We start from the raw sequence: 18,276 nt of genomic DNA, 5'->3' as shown, positions 1-18,276 counted from the left end.
GCCGCATGACGGTCGCGGACACCGCCGGCGCGACCGGTGCCGGGGGGCGCTTCGCCCCCTGCGCCGTGGTGCCGATCTACAACCACGGACGCAGCATCGCGGCCACCGCGCATGCCCTGGCAGCCCACGGCCTGCCGGTGATCATCGTCGATGACGGCTCCGACGCCGAAACACGCGCGATCCTCGACGCGCTCGTGGCAGGTCGCGAAGCGTTCCGGCTGATCCGGCTGCCGGTCAACGGCGGCAAGGGCAAGGCGCTCACGGCGGGGTTTCTCGCCGCCCATGACGCCGGCTACAGCCACGTGCTGCAGATCGACGCCGACGGCCAGCACGACACCGCGGACGCGCCCCGCTTTCTCGCCGAGAGCCGCCGGGCACCGGATGCCATGATCTGCGGCCGCCCCATCTATGACGACTCGGTGCCGAAGGCACGTCTCTACGGTCGCTATCTCACCCACGTATGCGTGTGGGCGGAAACGCTGTCGCTCGATATCCAGGACTCCATGTGCGGATATCGTCTCTACCCGCTGCCGGCGACCATCGCCGAAATCGCGCGAAAGCCCTTGCCCGCGCGGATGGACTTCGACACCGAGGTGGCCGTGCGGCTCTACTGGCGAGGCGTGCCGGTACGCAACCTGCCCACGCGGGTGACCTACCCCGAGAACGGCCTCTCCCATTTCCGCATGTGGCGCGACAACGCGCGCATCACCGCGATGCACACCCGCCTGCTGCTGGGCATGCTGCCTCGCGCTCCCCGACTCCTCCTCCGTCGTTTCCGCCGCAAGGGTTCCGCATGCGCCGCCTGATCGCCCTGTTCGCCCTTTGCCTCGCCTTCGGCGCGAGCGCCGCCCCGGCTACCGTCGATGCGGTGCTGGCCCACCTGGCGACGCATCGCGCCGTGCGCGCGGACTTCACCCAGACACGGGAAAACCCGGCCCTGGCCGAGCCCCAGGTGAGCCGCGGCGACCTGCTCTTCGTGGTTGGCCACGGCATGCTCTGGCACACCCGCACGCCGTACGACGACACGCTGGTATTCACCGCCGGGGGCACCTCGCGCGCGGACGCCGAGGGACGCTTGCAGCGCGTGCGCGACGCGAACCGTGGGGTCAGCCAGGTCACGGCGATGCTCCAGGGCCTGCTCGCCGGGCGCAGCGACGAGGCCGCGCGCCAGTTCGATATCGCCGCCGAAGGCGATCCCGACCATTGGACACTGCGCTTCACGCCCCGGCAGTCACGCATGGCGAAGGTGCTGCAGGGCATCATGCTCACGGGAGGCGAGTTCCTCGAAGGTATCGACGTGAACATGGCCAACGGCGAACGCACGCGGATCGATTTCGCCCGGACGCGTGACGCGGGCACGCCCGGCCCGATCGAAGCGAAGCTGCTCGGCCTCCCATGAAGCCGCTGTCGACCGTGGCCCGGGCCCTGCTCTTCTCGGGTGCGTCGCTGCTGATGTGCCTGTGCTGCGCCTGGCTTTTGTTCGGCCGGAGCGTATCGCCGTTGCAGACCGACCTGCTCGCCATGCTGCCGCCCACCGAGCGCAATGCGGTGGCCGAGGAGGCCGTGGGTCGTCTCGCCCGGGCCAGCGGCGACCGCATGCTCCTGCTCGTCGCCAATGCCGACGACAATGCCGCCAAGGACGCCGCGCGCGAACTGGGCAAGGCCTTGGGCAGGGATCCCGTCTTCGCCTCGGTCATCGCCGAATTGCCGCCGTTCGACCTGAGCCAACTGGTGACGCCGTTCCTGCCGCACCGGTTCCACCTGCTCACGGCGTCGGACCGCGCGCTCCTTGCCACGCCGGGCTTCGACGCCACCGCCGTGCTGACGCGACGCCTGAACGAACCCTTCGGGGCCAACGCCGGACCGTCGCTGGGTGACGATCCGTTCGGCTGGCTGCAGCACTGGCTCGACCGCCAACCGTGGAACAGCGGCGCCCTCGTGCCCGAAGACGACCTGCTCACCGCACACCGCGACGACGGTAGCGATGTGCTCGTGATCGCCACGCTGGCCGGTTCGTCGTACGACGATGCCGTGCAGCGGCGCGCGTTGGGCGCCCTGGAGGCCGCCGAACGCGCGGCCGTCGCCGCGCATCCGGGCACGCGCGTACTGCGCACGGGTGCGGTGTTCTACGCCGCCGCGGCGCGGGCGGGCGCCGAACGCGATACCCACCTGGTGGGACTGGTGTCGACGCTGGGCATCGCGGCGCTGCTGCTGTTCGCGTTCCGCTCGATGCGACCGCTGCTCGTGGCATTCGTGTCCACGGCCCTGGGCGTCGTCGGCGCCATCACCACCACCATTGTCGTGTTCGGGCAACTGCACCTGCTGACCCTGGTGTTCGGCGCGGCGCTCCTGGGCGAGGCCGTCGACTACTCCATCCAGTACCTGTGCGCGAGGGCGCACGCGGGCACCGGTTGGCAACCCGAACGCGGCGTGCGCCAGGTCAGGCCGGCGCTCTTGCTCGCCCTGGCGACCTCGCTGCTCGGCTATGCGCTGCTGGCCCTCGTGCCGTTTCCCGCCCTGCGCCAGATGGCGGTATTCGCCATCGCCGGCATGGCCGTCGCGTGCGCCAGCGTGTTCTGGCTGTTGCCGGCGATGCTGCGCCGGCCCGCCCGGGCACCCCTGGCCGAATCGCTCGTTCGCCTCGCGCTGGGCTGGCAGCGGATCGCATCCGGGCGCCGCGCCGTGCTGGCGATCGCCGTGCTGGCGGTGGCCGCCCTGCCCGGCTGGTGGCGACTGGGCCATGACGACGACGTGCACCAACTGATCTCGCCGCCGCCGTCCCTGGATGCGCAGGCGGCCACGATCCGGGACGTCGCCGGCTTCGGCGGCGGCAGCCAGTTCTGGCTGGTGGAGGGCACCGACGCGGAAGAGGTGCTCCAGCGCGAGGAAGCCCTGACCGCCCGCCTGGACCGCGCGCATATCGCCTGGACCGGCATGACGGCGATGCTGCCGTCGCGGAAGCGGCAGGCCGAGAATGTCGCCCTGGTGTGCGGCCATGGGCCGGCTCATGCCGATGACGCGAATTGCCGGGACCGCTTGCGCTCGGCGCTCGGCGCGGCCGGACTGAAGCCGGCCATCGCACAGGCTTACGCCGACGCCTATCCCGGCACGCCCTTCACGCTCGACGACTGGCAGGCCACCCCGGCCTATACGCCGTTTCGCTACCTGTGGATGGACCATGCCAGCATCGTGCTACCCCAGGGCAACGACGACGTCGCCACGTTGCGCGATCTGGCGAACGGCCTGCCCGGCGTCTCGCTGATCGACAAGCCGGCCGGCATCTCCGCCCTGTTCGGCCACTACCGCGCTTACGCGAGCCTCTGGCTCGGCGGTGCGCTGCTGCTGGTGGGCCTCGCCTTCGCCTGGCGGTATGGCGCGCGCGCGGCGTGGCGCGTGCTACTTCCGCCGGCCGCGGGCATCGTCTTCAGCGTGGCCGCGCTCGGCTACCTCGGCGAACCGCTCACGCTGTTCCACGTGATGGCACTGATGCTCGTGCTCGGCGTGGGCGCCAACTACGCCGTCTTCCTGCGCGAAGGCGAACCGCATGCCGCCGACCGTCCCGGCGCGGCCTACGCGGGCGTACTGCTCTCCGCGGTCACCGCACTGCTTTCCTTCGGCCTGCTCGCGCTCAGCACGATGCCCGCCCTGCAACATTTCGGACTCACCCTGCTCCTCGGCATCGGCTTCACCGCGCTACTCGCGCCGGTCAGCGCCTCCGGGAGGACCACCGCATGATCGCCAACTCTCCTGCACGCTCCCCGCGCCGCGTCGTCGTCACCGGCATGGGCGGCGTCACGCCGCTGGGCCACGACTGGGCCACGATCGAGGCGCGCCTGCGTGCGTGCCGGAATGCCATCCGCCGCATGGGCGAATGGGATTACTTCGACGCCCTCAACGGTCGCCTCGGTTGCCCGGTCGACGACTTCACGCCGCCCGCGCACTGGTCGCGCAAGCACCTGCGGTCGATGGGCCGCGTGGCACAACTGGCCGTGGCGGCCAGCGAACGCGCGCTGGCCGACGCGGGGCTCCTCGACGATCCCGCGATCGCCGACGGACGCATGGGCGTGGCCTACGGCTCGTCCGGGGGCAGCATCGAACCGGCGCGCACCGTCGGCCGCATGCTGGACACCGGCTCGATGCAGGGCGTGACCGCCACCAGCTACATCCAGATGATGGCGCACACCACCGCGGTGAACGTCGGTGTGTTTTTCGGTCTCAAGGGTCGCGTCATCACCACCTCGAGCGCGTGCACCTCGGGCAGCCAGGCCATCGGCTACGGCTACGAAGCCATCCAGCAGGGCAAGCAGACCCTGATGCTCTGCGGTGGCGCCGAAGAACTTTCCGGACCCGGCGCGGCGGTCTTCGACACGCTGTTCGCCACCAGCACGCGCAATGACACGCCCGGGCTCACCCCGCGTCCGTTCGACGCCGCGCGCGACGGCCTCGTGGTCGGCGAAGGCGCCGTTACGCTGGTTCTCGAGGAACTCGAACACGCGCTCGCGCGTGGCGCGACGATCTACGCGGAGGTCGTCGGCTTCGGCACCAACGCCGACGGTGCGCACATCACCCAGCCCACCCGCGAGACGATGGCCGCGGCGATGCGCATGGCACTGGCGGACGCGGGTGTCGACGCGTTGGCCATCGGCTACGTGAGCGCCCACGGCACCGCGACCGATCGCGGCGACGTCGCCGAAAGCCACGCCACCGCCGACGTGCTCGGGCGCGGCGTGCCGATCAGCTCGATGAAGAGCTACGTGGGCCACACGCTGGGCGCGTGCGGCGCGCTGGAATCGTGGTGGATCATCGAAATGATGCGGCGCGGCTGGTTCGCGCCCACCATCAACCTCGATACGCCCGACCCCGAATGCGCGCCGCTCGACTACGTCATCGGCGAGGGCCGCCTGATCCGCACCGAGCACGTGATGAACAACAATTTCGCGTTCGGCGGCATCAACACGTCGCTCGTCTTCCGGGCCTACGGCTGATGCGGCGCGTCGTCGTGACCGGCATGGGCGCCGTGTCGTGCCTGGGACCGGATCGCCGCGCGCTGTTCGCGGGGCTGCGCGCGGGACGCACGGGCTTTCGCGACATGCCGGGCTTCGCCGCCCTCGGCATGCGTTGCCGCGTGGCCGCGCCGGCCGATCTCGATGGCCTGGAACCGCCACCGCGCAAGCTGCGTCGCTACCTGCCGCAGGCCGCCGAGTTCGCGTGGCACGCGACCCGCGAGGCCCTTGCCGAGGCGGGCCTGGACGACGCACGCGTCCGCGAGCGCGACGTGGGCGTGGTGATGGGCGGCGCCGCCGCGCTGTCCGAATACGAGGCCGGCCTGGACGTCTTTCACGCGAAAGGGTATGGACGGCTCTCGCCGTTCATCGTGCCGCGCAGCATGGGCAGCGCGGTGAGCGCGACGATGATCCAGGCGTTCGGCTTCGGTGGGCGGGGCTTCACCGTCGGCTCGGCCTGCACGAGTGCCACGCACGCGATCGGACAGGCCATGGAACTGATCCAGCTCGGCCGGCAGGACATCGTCGTCTGCGGGGGCGCCGAAGAGCTCCACGACAAGGCCGCGATGTGTTTCGACGTGATGCATGCGCTATCCGGCGCCAGCGTGGCGGGCGAAGGCGTATCCACGCCGTACGCCGCCGACCGCGACGGCATCGTGCTGGCCGGTGGCGCGGGCGTGCTCGTGCTGGAGTCGCTCGACCACGCCCTCGCGCGCGACGCGACCATTCTCGCCGAGATGGCCGGATACGGCGCGGCGTCGGATCCGGAAGGCATGATCAGCCCGAACGCCGACGGCATGGCCGAAGCCATGCACCAGGCGATCGACCTGGCCGGCGTGCTGCCCGATTACGTCAACACCCATGCCTGCGCGACCGTGCAGGGCGACCTGGCCGAATGGGAGGCCCTACGCCGGGTCTTCGGCGATCGCGGCCATCCGGTGCCGTGGCTGTCGTCGATCAAGGGCCTCGTCGGCCATGCCCCCGCGGCGGCCGGGGCGCTCGACGCCATCGCGTCCATCGCGATGATGGAGGCCGGCCTCCTGCTGGGACCGGCCTGCCCCGCCACGCCCGATGCGGCGTTCGCCGACGCGCCCCTGCTGGACGGCGAGCGGACGGCCCACGTCGATGCCGTGCTGTCCAACAGCTTCGGCTTCGGCGGCAGCTGCGCGGCGCTGGCGATCCGCCGTTACCACGAGGCCGAGGCATGATCGACCTGCGCGTCGAACGATGGCGGGCCTGGGCCCCCGGCCTCGATGACGCCCCCGCCTGGGCCGCCTGGGCGGCCGGTGGCGACGCGGCGGTGGAGGACGGTCAGCAACCGACCTGCGATGTCGTGCCGCCCATGCAGCGCCGACGACTCAGCCGCCTCGCGCGCATCGTGGTGCATGCGGCGTGGCCGCTGTGCGGCGACGACGAACAACTGCCCTTCGTGTTCGCGTCGCGTCATGGCGAAACCACCCGAACGTTCGCCATGCTCGCCGACGTCGGCCGCGACCAGCCGCTGTCGCCGACGCAGTTCGGGCTTTCCGTGCACAACGCGATCGCGGGCCAGTGGTCGATCCTTCGCGGACAGCGCGGCGAGTCGATCGCCATCGCCGGCGAAGGCGACACCTTCGAACACGCCATCGTCGAGGCCGCCGGCCTGCTCGCCGAGGGCGCGCCCGCGGCGCTCGTGGTGATGGCCGAAGAACGCCCCCCGGCGGCCTATGACGGCTGGATCGACGACGTTCCCTTCTCCCACGCCGTCGCCTTGCGCATCGCGCCTGCCGACCGGGGCGGCGAAGGCTCGCGTTGGCGCCTGTCGCTGCACGCGGACACCCACGACACCACGACGGCGCACGAACCCCACGCGCTGCGATTCGTCCGTGCGCTGCACGACGGCCGCGCCTTCGACCATCGCTGGATGACACGGCGATGGGCATGGCGGCCCCTCGCATGAACCGACGCGGCGACGCCTGGGCCTGGCGCTTTGTCTTCACCGGGCTCGCCTTCGCCTTCTTCGGCGTCGGCGGCCTGCTGCTGCGCGCCGTCATCCTGCCCGTGGTGATGCACTGGCCCGCCCCGCCGGACGTCCGCCGCAAGCGCGCGCGACGCACCGTCGGCCGTGCGTTCTGGCTGCATTCGCAGTTCATGTACCGCACCGGCCTGCTGACCTACCGCTTCGACGGGCTGGAGCGACTGGGCCGCCCGGGGCAGCTCATCGTCGCCAACCATCCCTCGCTGATCGACGTGGTGTTCCTGCTCGGGCACGTGCCTGACGCCAACTGCGTGGTCAAGCACAGCCTGTGGGAAAACCCCTACATGCGCGGGCCGGTGCGGGTGGCGCAGTACATCAGCAACGACGGCAGCGCCGAGATGCTCGACCGCGCGGCCGACGTGCTGCGTGAAGGCCAGACGCTGATCGTCTTTCCCGAAGGCACGCGCACCACACCGGGCCAGCCGCCGGTGTTCCACCGCGGCGCGGCGGCCATCGCCCTGCGTGGCGCGCAGGTGGTGACGCCGGTCTTCATCCGCGTCGAACCGACCACGCTGACCAAGGCCGAGCCGTGGTATCGCATCCCGGACCGCCGCGTGCACGTGCACCTGCGCGTCGGCGGCGACATCGACGTCGCCGCGTATCGCGACGCCGCGCCGGCGCCGATCGCCTCGCGCCGGCTCAACGAACACCTCCACCATCTCTACGCAGGGGACATGCAGGGATGAACGCCCTCGAACGCGATATCGCGCAGCTCATCATCGACACGCTCGCGCTGGACCACCTGCGCGCCGACGACATCGACCCCGACCAACCGCTGTTCGGACAGGGGCTGGGGCTCGATTCGGTGGACGCGCTCGAACTCGCCCTCGCGCTGCAGAACACCTACGGCCTGCGCATCGCCGACTCGCGCGAGGCGCGCCATCACTTCGAGACCGTGCGCAGCCTGGCACTCTACGTCGAGGACCAGCGCAGCCATGCGTAAGCTCAGCGACGTCGCGCTGGTGCTGGCCGGCGTGCTGTATCCCTTCATCGTCTACTTCGGCAGCGACCACGTGTCGCCGCCGATGTTCGGCCTGATCCTCGGCGGACTTTGGCTCATCCGGGCGCCGGCGCTGCTGCGTCGCCCGGGCGGCGGCTGGATGCTGGGCGTCACCCTCGCCTACTGCGCCGTGCTCGCGCTGGGTGGGGAGGAGCACCTGCTGCGCTGGTATCCGAGCCTTATCTGCGGCCTGCTGCTGGCCGTGTTCGGCTTGAGCCTGAAGTTCGGGCCGCCGGTGATCGAGCGCATCGCACGCGTCACCGAACCCGACCTGCCCCCGGTCGCCGTGGCATACACCCGCAAGGTGACCTGGGTCTGGGTCGCCTTCTTCGCCGCCAACGGCACCGCCTCCGGCGTGCTCGCCGCGTGGGGCAACCTTTCGTGGTGGACGTTCTACAACGGCGTGCTCGCCTACACGGTGATGGGCGCGCTCTTCGTCGGCGAATGGATCCTCCGCCAGCGCCTGCGCCGCCGGATCAACCAGGCACCGATGAACGCGGCGGCGCACCGCCTCGACTCGCATCCCTGGGTGGAGCGCGCGATGGGCGGCTACGCCGGCAAGCAGGGCCCGGGGATGGCCGTAGCGCTCTCGGCCGCGGGACGCCTCGCCCTCCTCCGGCACGGTCGCGCGGGCCTGGTGAGCGAACTGGGCCAGCAGGCGGCGGGCGACGATGCGCTCGCGACGCCAATGGTGTGGCGATTCGTCGAGACGCTGCCCGACGTGGCGACGGTGGATGCGCTGCTCCAGGCGCCCTTGCCCGCGATGGCGCGCATCACGGGCGAACGCAAGGACGGCGACACGCTCGTGCTCGAACTATCCCTGCCGCTCGACCTCGACTGCTTCAGCGACCATTTTCCCCAGGCACCCGTGCTACCTGGCGTAACGCAGGTCGACTGGGCGATCGACCTGGCGGCGTCACGGCTCGCCACGCCCCGTGCGTGCCGCGCCATCGATCAGCTGAAGTTCCAGCGGTTGCTGCGTCCGGGCGACATCGTCGAACTGGCCCTGCGCTACGACGCGGCGCGCGGCCGACTGCACTTTGTCTACCGGGACGCGCAGGCGCCGTACTCCTCGGCCCACCTGCAACTGGCGGGGGCGAACGGCGATGCGTGAGGGCACGCTCGACGGATCGCACTGGGCCCACCGCCGGGAACGCGGCAGCTTCCTCGGCCTGAAATTCACTGCCTGGCTGGTGCGCCTGCTCGGGCGCGGCCCGGTCACGCCGGTGATCTACCTCACCGTGCTGTACTTCTTCGCCACCGGGCGCCGCGTGCGCGCGCACGTGGCGGAGTACCAGCACCGGCTCACCGCCTGGAGCGGCCGTCGCGACCTCTTCCCGCGCCGCCCGGTATTCGCCCAGTACATGGCCTTCGGCGAATGCATGCTCGACCGTTTCGACGTCTGGCGCGGCTCGCTGCGCCTGGCGTCGGTCGCGATGGACGATCCGGACGGCGTGCGCGACGCGCTGCGGGGCAACGGACGGGGCGAGATCCTCGTCTGCACCCACCTGGGCAACCTCGACGTGTGCCGCGCCATGGCCGAACTCGGCGAGGGCGTCGCCCTGAACGTGCTGATGCACCTGCCGAACGCGGCGCATTTCAACCGCCTGCTCGGCGAATCGGGCGACGCCCGGCTGCGCCTTGTTCACGTGGGCGACCTCGACACCGCGACGATGCTCGACCTCGCCCAGCGACTGGATCGCGGCGAGTGGCTGGCGATCGCGGGCGACCGGGTGGCCACGCACGGCGAGCGCCACGCCATGGCCTCATTCCTCGGTGCCCAGGCGCCCTTTCCGCAGGGGCCGTGGCTGATGGCCGCCATGCTCCGGGCGCGGACCAACCTCGTGTGCTGCCTCAAGCAGCAGGGACGCTATCGCATCCACCTGCGCCGCTTCGACGACGCCTCCACGTGGACGCGCGCCGGACGCGAATATCACGTCACGGACGCCGTCGGACGCTATGCCGACTGGCTCGCGGCGCGTTGTCTCGACGCCCCGCTGCAATGGTTCAATTTCCATGCCTACTGGCCTGCCGGAGCCGCCGATGCGCGCTAAAGGTGTACTCGCCGCCGAGATCGATCTCGTCGTGCCGTTCTTCGACGTCGACTCGCTCGAAGTGGTCTGGCACGGCCATTACGTGAAGTACCTGGAGGTCGCCCGCTGCGCCCTCCTGGACGACATCGGCCATAACTACGTGCGCATGCGCGAGACCGGCTTCGCCTGGCCAGTGATCGACCTGCAACTGCGCTATGCGCGCGCCGCGCGCTTCGGCCAGTCGCTGCGCGTGAGCGCCGAGCTGGTCGAATGGGAAAACCGCCTGAAGATCCACTACACCGTCTCCGACGCCACGACCGGCGAGCGTCTCACCCGCGCCAGCACGATCCAGGTCGCGGTGCGTCTTGCCGACGGCGAGATGCAGCTGGTATCGCCGCAGGTATTCATCGACGACGTGACGCGTCGTCTCGCCACCGCCTTGGAAGACCGCCGATGACCTTCGCCAGCCCGACCTACGTCGAAGAAACCCGCCTGGGTTTTGCGTTCCTGCGTACCCACACGTGGCAGCACCACGTGTTGCGCGTGGCCATCGACGACCTCAAGCGGCTGGTCGGCCAACCGCTGCCGCCCGGGGGTACGTTGCTCGACGTCGGCTGCGGGCAGGGACGGTCGTTTCGACTGCTGCGCGACGCGTTCGCGCCGCAGCGTCTGATCGGGCTGGACGCCGACCCGCACAGCATCGCGCTCTCACGCGAGGAGGCGGCGCGCGAAGGGATCGAGGCCACCCTGATCCTCGGCGACTGCGCGCGCATCGACCTGCCCGACGCCTCGGTCGACGTGCTGTTCTGCCACCAGACCTTCCATCACCTGGTCGAGCAGGAGCGCGCGCTCGACGAGTTCTGGCGCGTGCTGCGCCCCGGCGGCGTGCTGTTGTTCGCCGAATCCACCAAGGCCTACATCGATACCTGGGTGATCCGTTGGTTCTTCCGCCATCCCATGCACGTGCAGAAAAGCGCCGACGGCTACCTGGCGATGTTGCGCGAGCGCGGGTTCCGTTTCGACCCGACGCAGGTGTCCCTGCCCTACCTGTGGTGGAGCCGGGCGAAGGACTTCGGCCTGGCCGAACGCTGGGGCATCAAGGCGCCGCCGCCCCCGGGCAAGCGCGACGAAACCCTGGTCAATGTCGCCGCCCGCAAGCCAGTCGACGCGTGAGCGCCTACCTCCACGCCCTGGGCGTTACCTGCTCGCTCGGCCACGGCAAGGCGGCCGTGGCGCGCGCCCTGTTCGAAGGATCGCCGCACGGCCTGTATGCACGCGACGGATGGGTGCCGCGACGCGCGCTGCCCGTGAGCGAGGTGAGCGCCCCCCTGCCCGGCGTGCCGGAGGGCCTCGAACACCGCGATACGCGCAACCACCGGCTGCTCACCGAAGCGGTCGGGGAAATCGGCGCCGAGGTGGCCGCGGCTATCGCGCGTTTCGGGGCGCATCGCATCGGCGTGGTGATCGGCACCAGCAATACCGGCATCGAGGAAGCGACGGACCACATCGCCGCCCATGGCCGCGACGGCGCCTGGCCGGGAGCCTACCGCTACAACGGGCAGGAACTCGGCGCGCCGGCGGCCTTTGTCGCCGAGTGGCTGGGCCTGGGCGGACCCTGCCATGGGCTGTCCACGGCCTGCACCTCCGGCGCCCGCGCGTTGATCACCGCCCGTCGCCTGCTACGGCTCGACCTCTGCGACGCGGTGATCTGCGGCGGCGCCGACACCTTGTGCCGCCTGGCGACGCATGGTTTCCACGCACTGGAGGCGATGGCTGGCGAACGCTGCCAGCCGTTCGCGGCAGCACGGAGCGGCATCCACATCGGCGAGGCGGCCGCCGTGTTCCTGATGACGCGCGAGCCCGGACCCGTGACGTTCAGCGGCAGCGGTGCCAGCTCGGACGCGTACCATATGTCGTCCCCCGAGCCCGACGGGCGGGGCGCCAGCGAGGCCATGCGGGCCGCGCTCGCCTGCGCCGGTCTCGACGCCACGAGCATCGATTACGTGAACCTGCACGGCACCGCCACCGAACACAACGACGCCATGGAGAGCCACGCGATGCAGGCCGTGTTCGGCAACGGCGTGCCGTGTTCCTCCACGAAGTGGCTCACCGGCCACACCCTGGGCGCGGCGGGCGCGCTGGAGGCGGCGTTCTGCTGGCTGTCGCTCACCGATCCCGAACGGCGCCTGCCGCCGCACCCACACGGGCACGCGATCGACCCCGCGCTCGCCCCGCTGGCGTTCGTCGCCGCGGGCGACCGCCTGCCGCCGGGCCGCCGCCACGTCATGAGCAATTCGTTCGCGTTCGGCGGCAATAACGCGAGCCTTGTCTTTTCCCATACCGCATGACGACCTGGACCATCGACCAACTCCTGCCCCACGCCGGCCGCATGATCTGGCTCGACCGGGTCGTCGCCTGGGACGCCGAATCCATCGTCTGCGAGCGCACCGTCCGGCCCGGCGCGCATTCGGTACAACCGGGCGGGCTGCCTGCCTGGGCGGGCATCGAGTTGATGGCCCAGGCCATCGCCGCGTGGAACGGCTGCCAGGTGTTGTCCGCCGGTGGCCACATACGGCCGGGTTTCCTGCTCGGCACGCGGGCCTACCGGTCGAACGTGGCGTACTTTCCGATCGGCGGCGTCCTGCGCGTGCATGCGGTACGCGTCTTCCACGACGACGACGGGATGGGCTCGTTCACCTGCCGCATCGATGCGGCCGGCGTGGCGGCGGACGCCCGCCTGACGGTCTTCAGCCCGCCCGACCCCGCGCCCTTCCTCGATCCCCACAACCCCATCGACCCCAAGGCCACCTCATGACCGACACCGTCCTCGTCACCGGTTCCAGCCGCGGCATCGGCCGCGCCATCGCCCTCGACCTCGCCCGCACCGGCTATGACGTGGCGGTGCATTGCCGGTCGCGGCGCGACGAAGCGGAGGCCGTACAGGCCGAGATCGTGGCCCTCGGGCGGCAGGCGCGCGTGCTGCAGTTCGACATCGCCGACCGCGCGGGCACCGCCGCGGCGCTCGACGCCGACATCGCGGCGCACGGCGCGTTCTACGGCGTGGTCTGCAACGCCGGGCTGACCCGCGACGGCGCGTTTCCCGCGCTGAGCGAGGACGACTGGGACAGCGTGCTGCGCACCAACCTCGACGGCTTCTACAACGTGCTACATCCGTTGGTGATGCCGATGATCCGTCGCCGCGCGCCGGGACGCATCGTCTGCATCACCTCGGTCTCGGGCCTGATCGGCAACCGTGGCCAGGTGAACTACAGCGCGTCGAAGGCCGGCGTGATCGGCGCGGCCAAGGCGCTGGCCGTGGAACTGGCGAAGCGGAAGATCACGGTGAACTGCGTCGCACCGGGCCTCATCGACACCGACATGCTCGAGCCGGAGGTGCCGGTGGAACACATCCTCAAGGCGATCCCGATGGAGCGTACGGGCACGCCCGAGGAAGTGGCCGCCGCCGTGCGCTTCCTCATGAGCCACGAAGCCGGTTACATCACCCGCCAGGTGCTGGCAGTGAACGGCGGCCTCTGCTGATTCGTCGCATCCGCTCGCCGGACCGATCGCGCGTCGTATCCTGACGCCATGCGTTCCTTTCGTCACCTCGCCCAGTCCGACCGTTTCGCCGACGTCGTCCGCGTGCTGCTCGCGCTGGGCGGCGTCACCGCCTGGTGCACGTTGCACGGGCCCGGGCAGGCCATCGTGCCCGCCCTGCTCGGCGCCATCGCCTGCGCGCTGGCCGAGACGGACGACGCGTGGCGCGGACGGCTGCGTGCGCTGGCGGTGACGTTGGCCTGCTTTGTCCTGGCCGCGGTCACCGTGCGGGCAACCATCGGCCACCCCGCGATGTTCGCGCTGGTGCTGCCCCTGGGCACGTTTGCCCTGGTGATGCTCGGCGCGGCGAGCGGGCGCTACGCCACCATCGCGGCCGCCACGCTGATCCTCGCGGTCTACACGATGATCGCCTCGGACGCGCCCGGCGGCGGCGACCTGGCCGCGATCCTCGCCGGCGCCGCGTGGTACGGCGTGCTATCGCTCACCTGGAGCGTTCTCGCCCCACAGCGGGCGGTACGCCACGCGCTGGCCCGTCTTTACGACTCGCTGGCCCATCTCATCGAAGCCAAGGCAGCGCTGTTCGAACCCGTGCGCGGGCTCGACCGCCATGCGCTGGAGGTGGCGTATTCGCAACGCAACCTGCATACCGTGCAGGCGCTGGCCACGGCACGCCAGGCGCTGATCGACCGGGCCGGTCGTCGCCAGCCGCGCGGCCGCGGCGCGGCCCGGCTGGCGATGTTTTTCGTGGCACAGGACATCCACGAGCGGATCGGCTCCTCCCACTATCCCTACGACGAACTCGCCGGCGCGCTCTACCACAGCGACATCATGTTCCGCGTGGGTCGTCTGCTCCGCCTGCAGGCGCTCGCCTGTCGCGAACGCGCACGCGCGGTGCGAACCCGCACGCAGGCCACGTCGATCGCCCTGCCCCACGGCGCGCTGGACGACCTGCGCGATGCGCTGGCCCATCGCCACGGTACCGCACCCGTCGAGCAGGCCGTGGACGACGCGCTCACCGCGCTCCTGCACAACATGGAGCGACTCCAGGCGGCGATCGAAGACGAGGGCTCGCTGCGCGACGACGGCGACGCGCTTCTCCAGGGCGACGAGCCGCGTTCGCTCCGCGAGGCGCTGGCCCGGGTACGCGTTCGGCTCAACCGCCGCTCCATGCATTTCCGCCATGCGGTGCGCCTTGCCACCGGCCTGTTCTGCGGCGACGTGCTGATGCTGGCCTTCCATCCCAGCCATGGCTACTGGATCCTCATGACGACCTTGTTCGTGTGCCAGCCCGGTTACGGCGCCACGCGCAAACGCCTGGTCCAGCGGGTGTCCGGTACCCTTGGCGGCCTGCTGGTCGGGTGGGCCTCGCTCCAGTTGCTGCCGGGCGGCGACTGGCGCCTGCCGGTGATGGTCGCCAGCGGCGCCGCGTTTTTCGCTTTTCGCCTGCGTCGCTACGCGCTGGCCACCGGGGCCATCACGCTGTTTGTGCTGTTGTGCTTCGACCGGGTCGGTGCCGGCTACGCGGCCATCGGCCCGCGCCTGTTCGACACCCTGCTCGGCGCGTGCGTGGCCGCCGCGGCGATCCGCTTCGTGCTGCCGGACTGGCGCGTGCGCCGCTTCGACGACCTCGTGGCCGACGCCCTCGCCGCCTACGCCCGCTACCTCGAACGCATCGCCGGCCAGTACCACACGGGGCGGCTTGACGACCTGCCCTACCGCATCGCCCGCCGTGACGCGCACGCAGCACAGGCCGCCGTCGCCGGCAACGTCGCGGAACTCCTCACCGAACCCGGGCATGCGCCCGGGCGCGGCGAACGTGCCCTGCGCCTGCTGACCGCGCTGCAGGCGGGTCTTTCCCACCTGTCCACGCTGGGCGTACACCGCCAGGCCCTGCCCGCGGCCGACGCCGTCAGGGTGGGCCAGCTCGCCCGGCACATCGCCCACGGCTTCGACACGCTCGCTGCGCACGTGCGCACCGGCACGCCGGCCCCCGCCCTCGCCCCGCAGGAGGTACCCGCCCACGCCCCGGAAACGCTACGGCTGGTCGCGCGACAGTGCCTGTTGCTGGTGCGCGTGCACGATCGCATCGCCCACCTTCCCGTCGCCTGATTGCTGCGTCGCGCCGTGGCTTGATACAGGCGTCACGCTAGGATGGGATGTTTTTCCCCATCCCCTCCGGAGCCTGCACCATGCGCCCGTTCTCCCTCGGCGACGACCTCGACCTCCTGCGCGAAAGCGTGCGTGCCTTCGCCGAGAAGGAAATCGCGCCACGTGCCGACCGCATCGACCGCGAGAATCATTTTCCGGACGATCTCTGGGTCAAGCTCGGCGAGATGGGCCTGCTCGGCATCACGATCCCAGGCGAATACGGCGGTTCGGAACTCGGCTTTCTCGCCCACATGGTGGCGATGGAGGAAATCTCCCGCGCATCGGCGTCGGTCGGCCTCTCCTACGGCGCGCATTCGAACCTGTGCGTGCAAAACATCTACCACAACGGCACCGACGAACAGCGCCGCACCTACCTGCCGAAACTGGCGAGCGGCGAATGGATCGGCGCGCTCGCGATGAGCGAGCCGGGTGCCGGCTCCGACGTGGTCGGCTCGATGAGCTGCAGGGCCGAGCTCGTCGGCGACACGTGGGTGGCGAACGGCTCGAAGATGTGGATCACCAACGGTCCCGACGCCGACGTGCTGCTGGTCTACATGCGCACCGCGCCGCGCGCGGCGGGCAGCCGCTGCATGACCGCCTTCATCGTCGAGAAAGGCATGAAGGGATTCTCCACGGCGCAAAAGCTCGACAAGCTCGGCATGCGCGGTTCGAACACCTGCGAACTCGTCTTCGACCAGTGCGAGATCCCGGCGAAAAACATCGTCGGTGAGGTCAACGAAGGTGTGCGCGTGCTGATGAGCGGCCTGGACACCGAACGCCTCGTGCTCTCGGGCGGTCCGATCGGCATCATGCAGGCCGCGATCGACCTGACCCTGCCCTACGTGCGCGAGCGCAAGCAGTTCAACGCGCCCATCGGCACCTTCGGCCTGATGCAGGGCAAGGTCGCCGACATGTACACGGCGCTGCAATCCTCGCGCGGCTTCGCCTACATGGTGGCGCAGCAGTTCGACAACGGCGTGAAGTCGCGCATCGATCCCGCCGCCTGCCTGCTCAACGCGTCGACGAACGCGGTCAAGGTGGCCCTCGAGGCGATCCAGGCGCTGGGCGGCAACGGCTACATCAACGAGTTTCCCGCCGGCCGCCTGCTGCGCGACGCCAAGCTCTACGAGATCGGCGCGGGTACCAACGAAATCCGCCGCATGCTGATCGGCCGGGAGCTGTTCCACGGCAAGTCCTGATACCGGTGGCGAGGCGTTCGCTCAGGCGCGCCTCGCATACATGGTATAGGCGATGGACCCGCCAGGTTGCAGCGCGGAACGCACTTCGTTGGCGGCGGAGTCGGCCGCGCTGAAACACCAACCGAGCAGGTTGACATCCGGGTCGTTCCTGATCGTCTTCTTGAACTGAAGGGCGGAATACGTTCGCGCGTCAAGCACCGTGATGCGCTCGCTTGCCCGATACCGGCCGTTCACGAGCGCGTGGGATTCCCCCGATGCGAAGTCGCTCTCCATCCAGCGCCCTTGCTTGCCGTTGGCCTTGGCCCAGTTGTTGCCGCTGGATGAACCGTGGGTTCCGACGAACACGTTGATCGCGCGATCCGGCTCGGCGTCGGCCAGCCGATCGACCGTGTTCGTGATCTCCTTCCAGTTGACCGTGGTGTCAAAGCCGACGACGCTTCCGCCTTTGGCGTTCTGCCATCGGACAGTGGCGGGTGAAACCCTGAAATCCTTGCCGTCCGGGAGAATCCGCCCCACCAGATCGGGGAGATCGCGCAATCCCGCGCCGTAGAGCACGTTCACGCTCCACAGGTCGGCGGCGCCGTAGGTGACGCGTTTCAGGCCACGCGAAAGCGAGACGGAGTCTTCCATCAACCGGACACGGGGAGGCGGCGCGCTTCGCCTCCCCGAGAGCATCGCATCGTCAAAAGCGCCTGGCGACGCGAAGCGGCCCGAGAACGTCGTCGCGGCCCCTTTCAATCCATCGATGACCGCGGCGCCCGTGGTCATGACAGCGGCGGCGGCAGGGAAGACGACATGCTCGACGATGCGGGCGCCCCACGCCGCGGCCGCCGAGGTGAAGACGTGCTTGAGCCATCCCACCCATGCACGGCCCGTGGGATCGACGCGGTTAACCGGATCGCCGGCGCAATACGCGTAGCGATTGCATCCCCCCGCGCCGAAAGGACTCGTCGGGTCGGGGCCGCCAAAACGGCGAAGTGCCGGGAAGTAAGGCCGGTCGCCGAGCAGGTACCCTGCGAGCGCGTCGTCGAAGCGCTCTGCCGCATACCCGGAAAGGCTGTGGCCGCTAGGCTGCGGCCACCCACGCCCAAAAGCGTCGTATACCCGCTTCGTGGTCGCGATCATGGCGTCCTCCGTGACGACTGTGCGAGCCCAGCCTAAACCAAACCGAGGCGCCGTAAGCGTGCGCAGGATACAAACCCATGAGCGCTTCCGGCGCCGTGGCCGCAGGCGCTTGAGGCGCCTGCGCTTCCGGGGCGACATCGAGGCAAGCGCCCCTGCGGAAGGGCACGCATCCCGCGGCGCCCTCCCGAACGGC

18 protein-coding genes are annotated in these 18,276 nt (G+C 70.3%); 17 read left to right on the top strand and 1 reads right to left on the bottom strand.

Annotated features, from left to right (window positions below):
• Positions 1-5: 5 nt before the first annotated feature.
• From PI246_RS03140 to PI246_RS03060, 17 genes are all read left to right on the top strand, one after another.
• Positions 6-806 carry a glycosyltransferase family 2 protein gene (locus PI246_RS03140; protein ID WP_320549825.1) on the top strand — a complete coding sequence of 267 codons (801 nt, stop codon included), beginning with the start codon at positions 6-8 and terminating at the stop codon, positions 804-806.
• The gene (locus tag PI246_RS03135) at positions 794-1,399 is read left to right on the top strand and encodes a LolA family protein (protein ID WP_320549824.1); all 606 of its coding nucleotides are present in this window, start codon (positions 794-796) and stop codon (positions 1,397-1,399) included. The genes PI246_RS03140 and PI246_RS03135 overlap by 13 nt, the downstream gene beginning before the upstream one ends.
• Positions 1,396-3,735: an MMPL family transporter gene (locus PI246_RS03130; protein ID WP_320549823.1), complete on the top strand. Its 2,340-nt coding sequence runs from the start codon at positions 1,396-1,398 to the stop codon at positions 3,733-3,735. The genes PI246_RS03135 and PI246_RS03130 overlap by 4 nt, the downstream gene beginning before the upstream one ends.
• The gene (locus tag PI246_RS03125) at positions 3,732-4,985 is read left to right on the top strand and encodes a beta-ketoacyl-ACP synthase (protein WP_320549822.1); all 1,254 of its coding nucleotides are present in this window, start codon (positions 3,732-3,734) and stop codon (positions 4,983-4,985) included. Before PI246_RS03130 ends, PI246_RS03125 begins: the two co-directional genes overlap by 4 nt.
• Complete coding sequence (locus PI246_RS03120; RefSeq protein ID WP_320549821.1) at positions 4,985-6,211, top strand: beta-ketoacyl-[acyl-carrier-protein] synthase family protein; 1,227 nt, start codon at positions 4,985-4,987, stop codon at positions 6,209-6,211. The genes PI246_RS03125 and PI246_RS03120 overlap by 1 nt, the downstream gene beginning before the upstream one ends.
• Positions 6,208-6,942, top strand: coding sequence for a beta-ketoacyl synthase chain length factor (locus tag PI246_RS03115; protein ID WP_320549820.1), 735 nt, complete (start codon positions 6,208-6,210; stop codon positions 6,940-6,942). Before PI246_RS03120 ends, PI246_RS03115 begins: the two co-directional genes overlap by 4 nt.
• Positions 6,939-7,706 carry a lysophospholipid acyltransferase family protein gene (locus tag PI246_RS03110; protein ID WP_320549819.1) on the top strand — a complete coding sequence of 256 codons (768 nt, stop codon included), beginning with the start codon at positions 6,939-6,941 and terminating at the stop codon, positions 7,704-7,706. Before PI246_RS03115 ends, PI246_RS03110 begins: the two co-directional genes overlap by 4 nt.
• Entirely contained in the window at positions 7,703-7,963 is a 261-nt protein-coding gene (locus tag PI246_RS03105; RefSeq protein WP_320549818.1) for a phosphopantetheine-binding protein, read from the top strand. The genes PI246_RS03110 and PI246_RS03105 overlap by 4 nt, the downstream gene beginning before the upstream one ends.
• On the top strand, positions 7,956-9,134 hold the full coding sequence (locus PI246_RS03100; RefSeq protein WP_320549817.1) for an ApeI family dehydratase: 1,179 nt from the start codon (positions 7,956-7,958) through the stop codon (positions 9,132-9,134). The genes PI246_RS03105 and PI246_RS03100 overlap by 8 nt, the downstream gene beginning before the upstream one ends.
• Entirely contained in the window at positions 9,127-10,074 is a 948-nt protein-coding gene (locus PI246_RS03095) for a glycosyl transferase (protein WP_320549816.1), read from the top strand. Before PI246_RS03100 ends, PI246_RS03095 begins: the two co-directional genes overlap by 8 nt.
• The gene (locus PI246_RS03090; protein ID WP_320549815.1) at positions 10,064-10,510 is read left to right on the top strand and encodes an acyl-CoA thioesterase; all 447 of its coding nucleotides are present in this window, start codon (positions 10,064-10,066) and stop codon (positions 10,508-10,510) included. Before PI246_RS03095 ends, PI246_RS03090 begins: the two co-directional genes overlap by 11 nt.
• Positions 10,507-11,226 (top strand): class I SAM-dependent methyltransferase, encoded by a 720-nt coding sequence (locus tag PI246_RS03085; RefSeq protein ID WP_320549814.1) that lies wholly within the window; start codon positions 10,507-10,509, stop codon positions 11,224-11,226. The genes PI246_RS03090 and PI246_RS03085 overlap by 4 nt, the downstream gene beginning before the upstream one ends.
• Positions 11,223-12,401, top strand: coding sequence for a beta-ketoacyl-ACP synthase (locus tag PI246_RS03080; RefSeq protein WP_320549813.1), 1,179 nt, complete (start codon positions 11,223-11,225; stop codon positions 12,399-12,401). The genes PI246_RS03085 and PI246_RS03080 overlap by 4 nt, the downstream gene beginning before the upstream one ends.
• Positions 12,398-12,868: a hotdog family protein gene (locus PI246_RS03075; protein ID WP_320549812.1), complete on the top strand. Its 471-nt coding sequence runs from the start codon at positions 12,398-12,400 to the stop codon at positions 12,866-12,868. Before PI246_RS03080 ends, PI246_RS03075 begins: the two co-directional genes overlap by 4 nt.
• On the top strand, positions 12,865-13,593 hold the full coding sequence (fabG, locus tag PI246_RS03070; RefSeq protein WP_320549811.1) for a 3-oxoacyl-ACP reductase FabG: 729 nt from the start codon (positions 12,865-12,867) through the stop codon (positions 13,591-13,593). Before PI246_RS03075 ends, fabG begins: the two co-directional genes overlap by 4 nt.
• A gap of 48 nt (positions 13,594-13,641) precedes the next feature.
• Positions 13,642-15,720, top strand: coding sequence for a YccS family putative transporter (gene yccS, locus PI246_RS03065; RefSeq protein WP_320549810.1), 2,079 nt, complete (start codon positions 13,642-13,644; stop codon positions 15,718-15,720).
• Between the two features lie 80 nt (positions 15,721-15,800).
• Positions 15,801-16,958: an isovaleryl-CoA dehydrogenase gene (locus PI246_RS03060; protein ID WP_320549809.1), complete on the top strand. Its 1,158-nt coding sequence runs from the start codon at positions 15,801-15,803 to the stop codon at positions 16,956-16,958.
• A 21-nt stretch (positions 16,959-16,979) separates the two neighbouring features.
• On the opposite strand, the gene PI246_RS03055 is transcribed toward PI246_RS03060, so the two are convergent.
• On the bottom strand, positions 16,980-18,221 hold the full coding sequence (locus tag PI246_RS03055; RefSeq protein WP_320549808.1) for an RHS repeat-associated core domain-containing protein: 1,242 nt from the start codon (positions 18,219-18,221) through the stop codon (positions 16,980-16,982).
• Positions 18,222-18,276 lie beyond the last annotated feature (55 nt).

This window comes from Luteibacter sahnii, from assembly GCF_034063545.1.
Classification (GTDB): Bacteria; Pseudomonadota; Gammaproteobacteria; order Xanthomonadales; family Rhodanobacteraceae; genus Luteibacter; species Luteibacter sahnii.
Note: the sequence above shows the minus strand (reverse complement) of the source record. Positions and strands in the feature narration are given on the sequence as shown.

What these genes read in the sequence shown, in the direction of transcription:
- PI246_RS03140 (WP_320549825.1), top strand. Translation starts at nt 6, where the DNA reads ATGACGGTCGCGGACACCGCCGGCGCGACCGGTGCCGGGGGGCGCTTC.
- PI246_RS03135 (WP_320549824.1), top strand. Translation starts at nt 794, where the DNA reads ATGCGCCGCCTGATCGCCCTGTTCGCCCTTTGCCTCGCCTTCGGCGCG.
- PI246_RS03130 (WP_320549823.1), top strand. Translation starts at nt 1,396, where the DNA reads ATGAAGCCGCTGTCGACCGTGGCCCGGGCCCTGCTCTTCTCGGGTGCG.
- PI246_RS03125 (WP_320549822.1), top strand. Translation starts at nt 3,732, where the DNA reads ATGATCGCCAACTCTCCTGCACGCTCCCCGCGCCGCGTCGTCGTCACC.
- PI246_RS03120 (WP_320549821.1), top strand. Translation starts at nt 4,985, where the DNA reads ATGCGGCGCGTCGTCGTGACCGGCATGGGCGCCGTGTCGTGCCTGGGA.
- PI246_RS03115 (WP_320549820.1), top strand. Translation starts at nt 6,208, where the DNA reads ATGATCGACCTGCGCGTCGAACGATGGCGGGCCTGGGCCCCCGGCCTC.
- PI246_RS03110 (WP_320549819.1), top strand. Translation starts at nt 6,939, where the DNA reads ATGAACCGACGCGGCGACGCCTGGGCCTGGCGCTTTGTCTTCACCGGG.
- PI246_RS03105 (WP_320549818.1), top strand. Translation starts at nt 7,703, where the DNA reads ATGAACGCCCTCGAACGCGATATCGCGCAGCTCATCATCGACACGCTC.
- PI246_RS03100 (WP_320549817.1), top strand. Translation starts at nt 7,956, where the DNA reads ATGCGTAAGCTCAGCGACGTCGCGCTGGTGCTGGCCGGCGTGCTGTAT.
- PI246_RS03095 (WP_320549816.1), top strand. Translation starts at nt 9,127, where the DNA reads ATGCGTGAGGGCACGCTCGACGGATCGCACTGGGCCCACCGCCGGGAA.
- PI246_RS03090 (WP_320549815.1), top strand. Translation starts at nt 10,064, where the DNA reads ATGCGCGCTAAAGGTGTACTCGCCGCCGAGATCGATCTCGTCGTGCCG.
- PI246_RS03085 (WP_320549814.1), top strand. Translation starts at nt 10,507, where the DNA reads ATGACCTTCGCCAGCCCGACCTACGTCGAAGAAACCCGCCTGGGTTTT.
- PI246_RS03075 (WP_320549812.1), top strand. Translation starts at nt 12,398, where the DNA reads ATGACGACCTGGACCATCGACCAACTCCTGCCCCACGCCGGCCGCATG.
- fabG (WP_320549811.1), top strand. Translation starts at nt 12,865, where the DNA reads ATGACCGACACCGTCCTCGTCACCGGTTCCAGCCGCGGCATCGGCCGC.
- yccS (WP_320549810.1), top strand. Translation starts at nt 13,642, where the DNA reads ATGCGTTCCTTTCGTCACCTCGCCCAGTCCGACCGTTTCGCCGACGTC.
- PI246_RS03060 (WP_320549809.1), top strand. Translation starts at nt 15,801, where the DNA reads ATGCGCCCGTTCTCCCTCGGCGACGACCTCGACCTCCTGCGCGAAAGC.
- PI246_RS03055 (WP_320549808.1), bottom strand. Translation starts at nt 18,221, where the DNA reads ATGTCGCCCCGGAAGCGCAGGCGCCTCAAGCGCCTGCGGCCACGGCGC.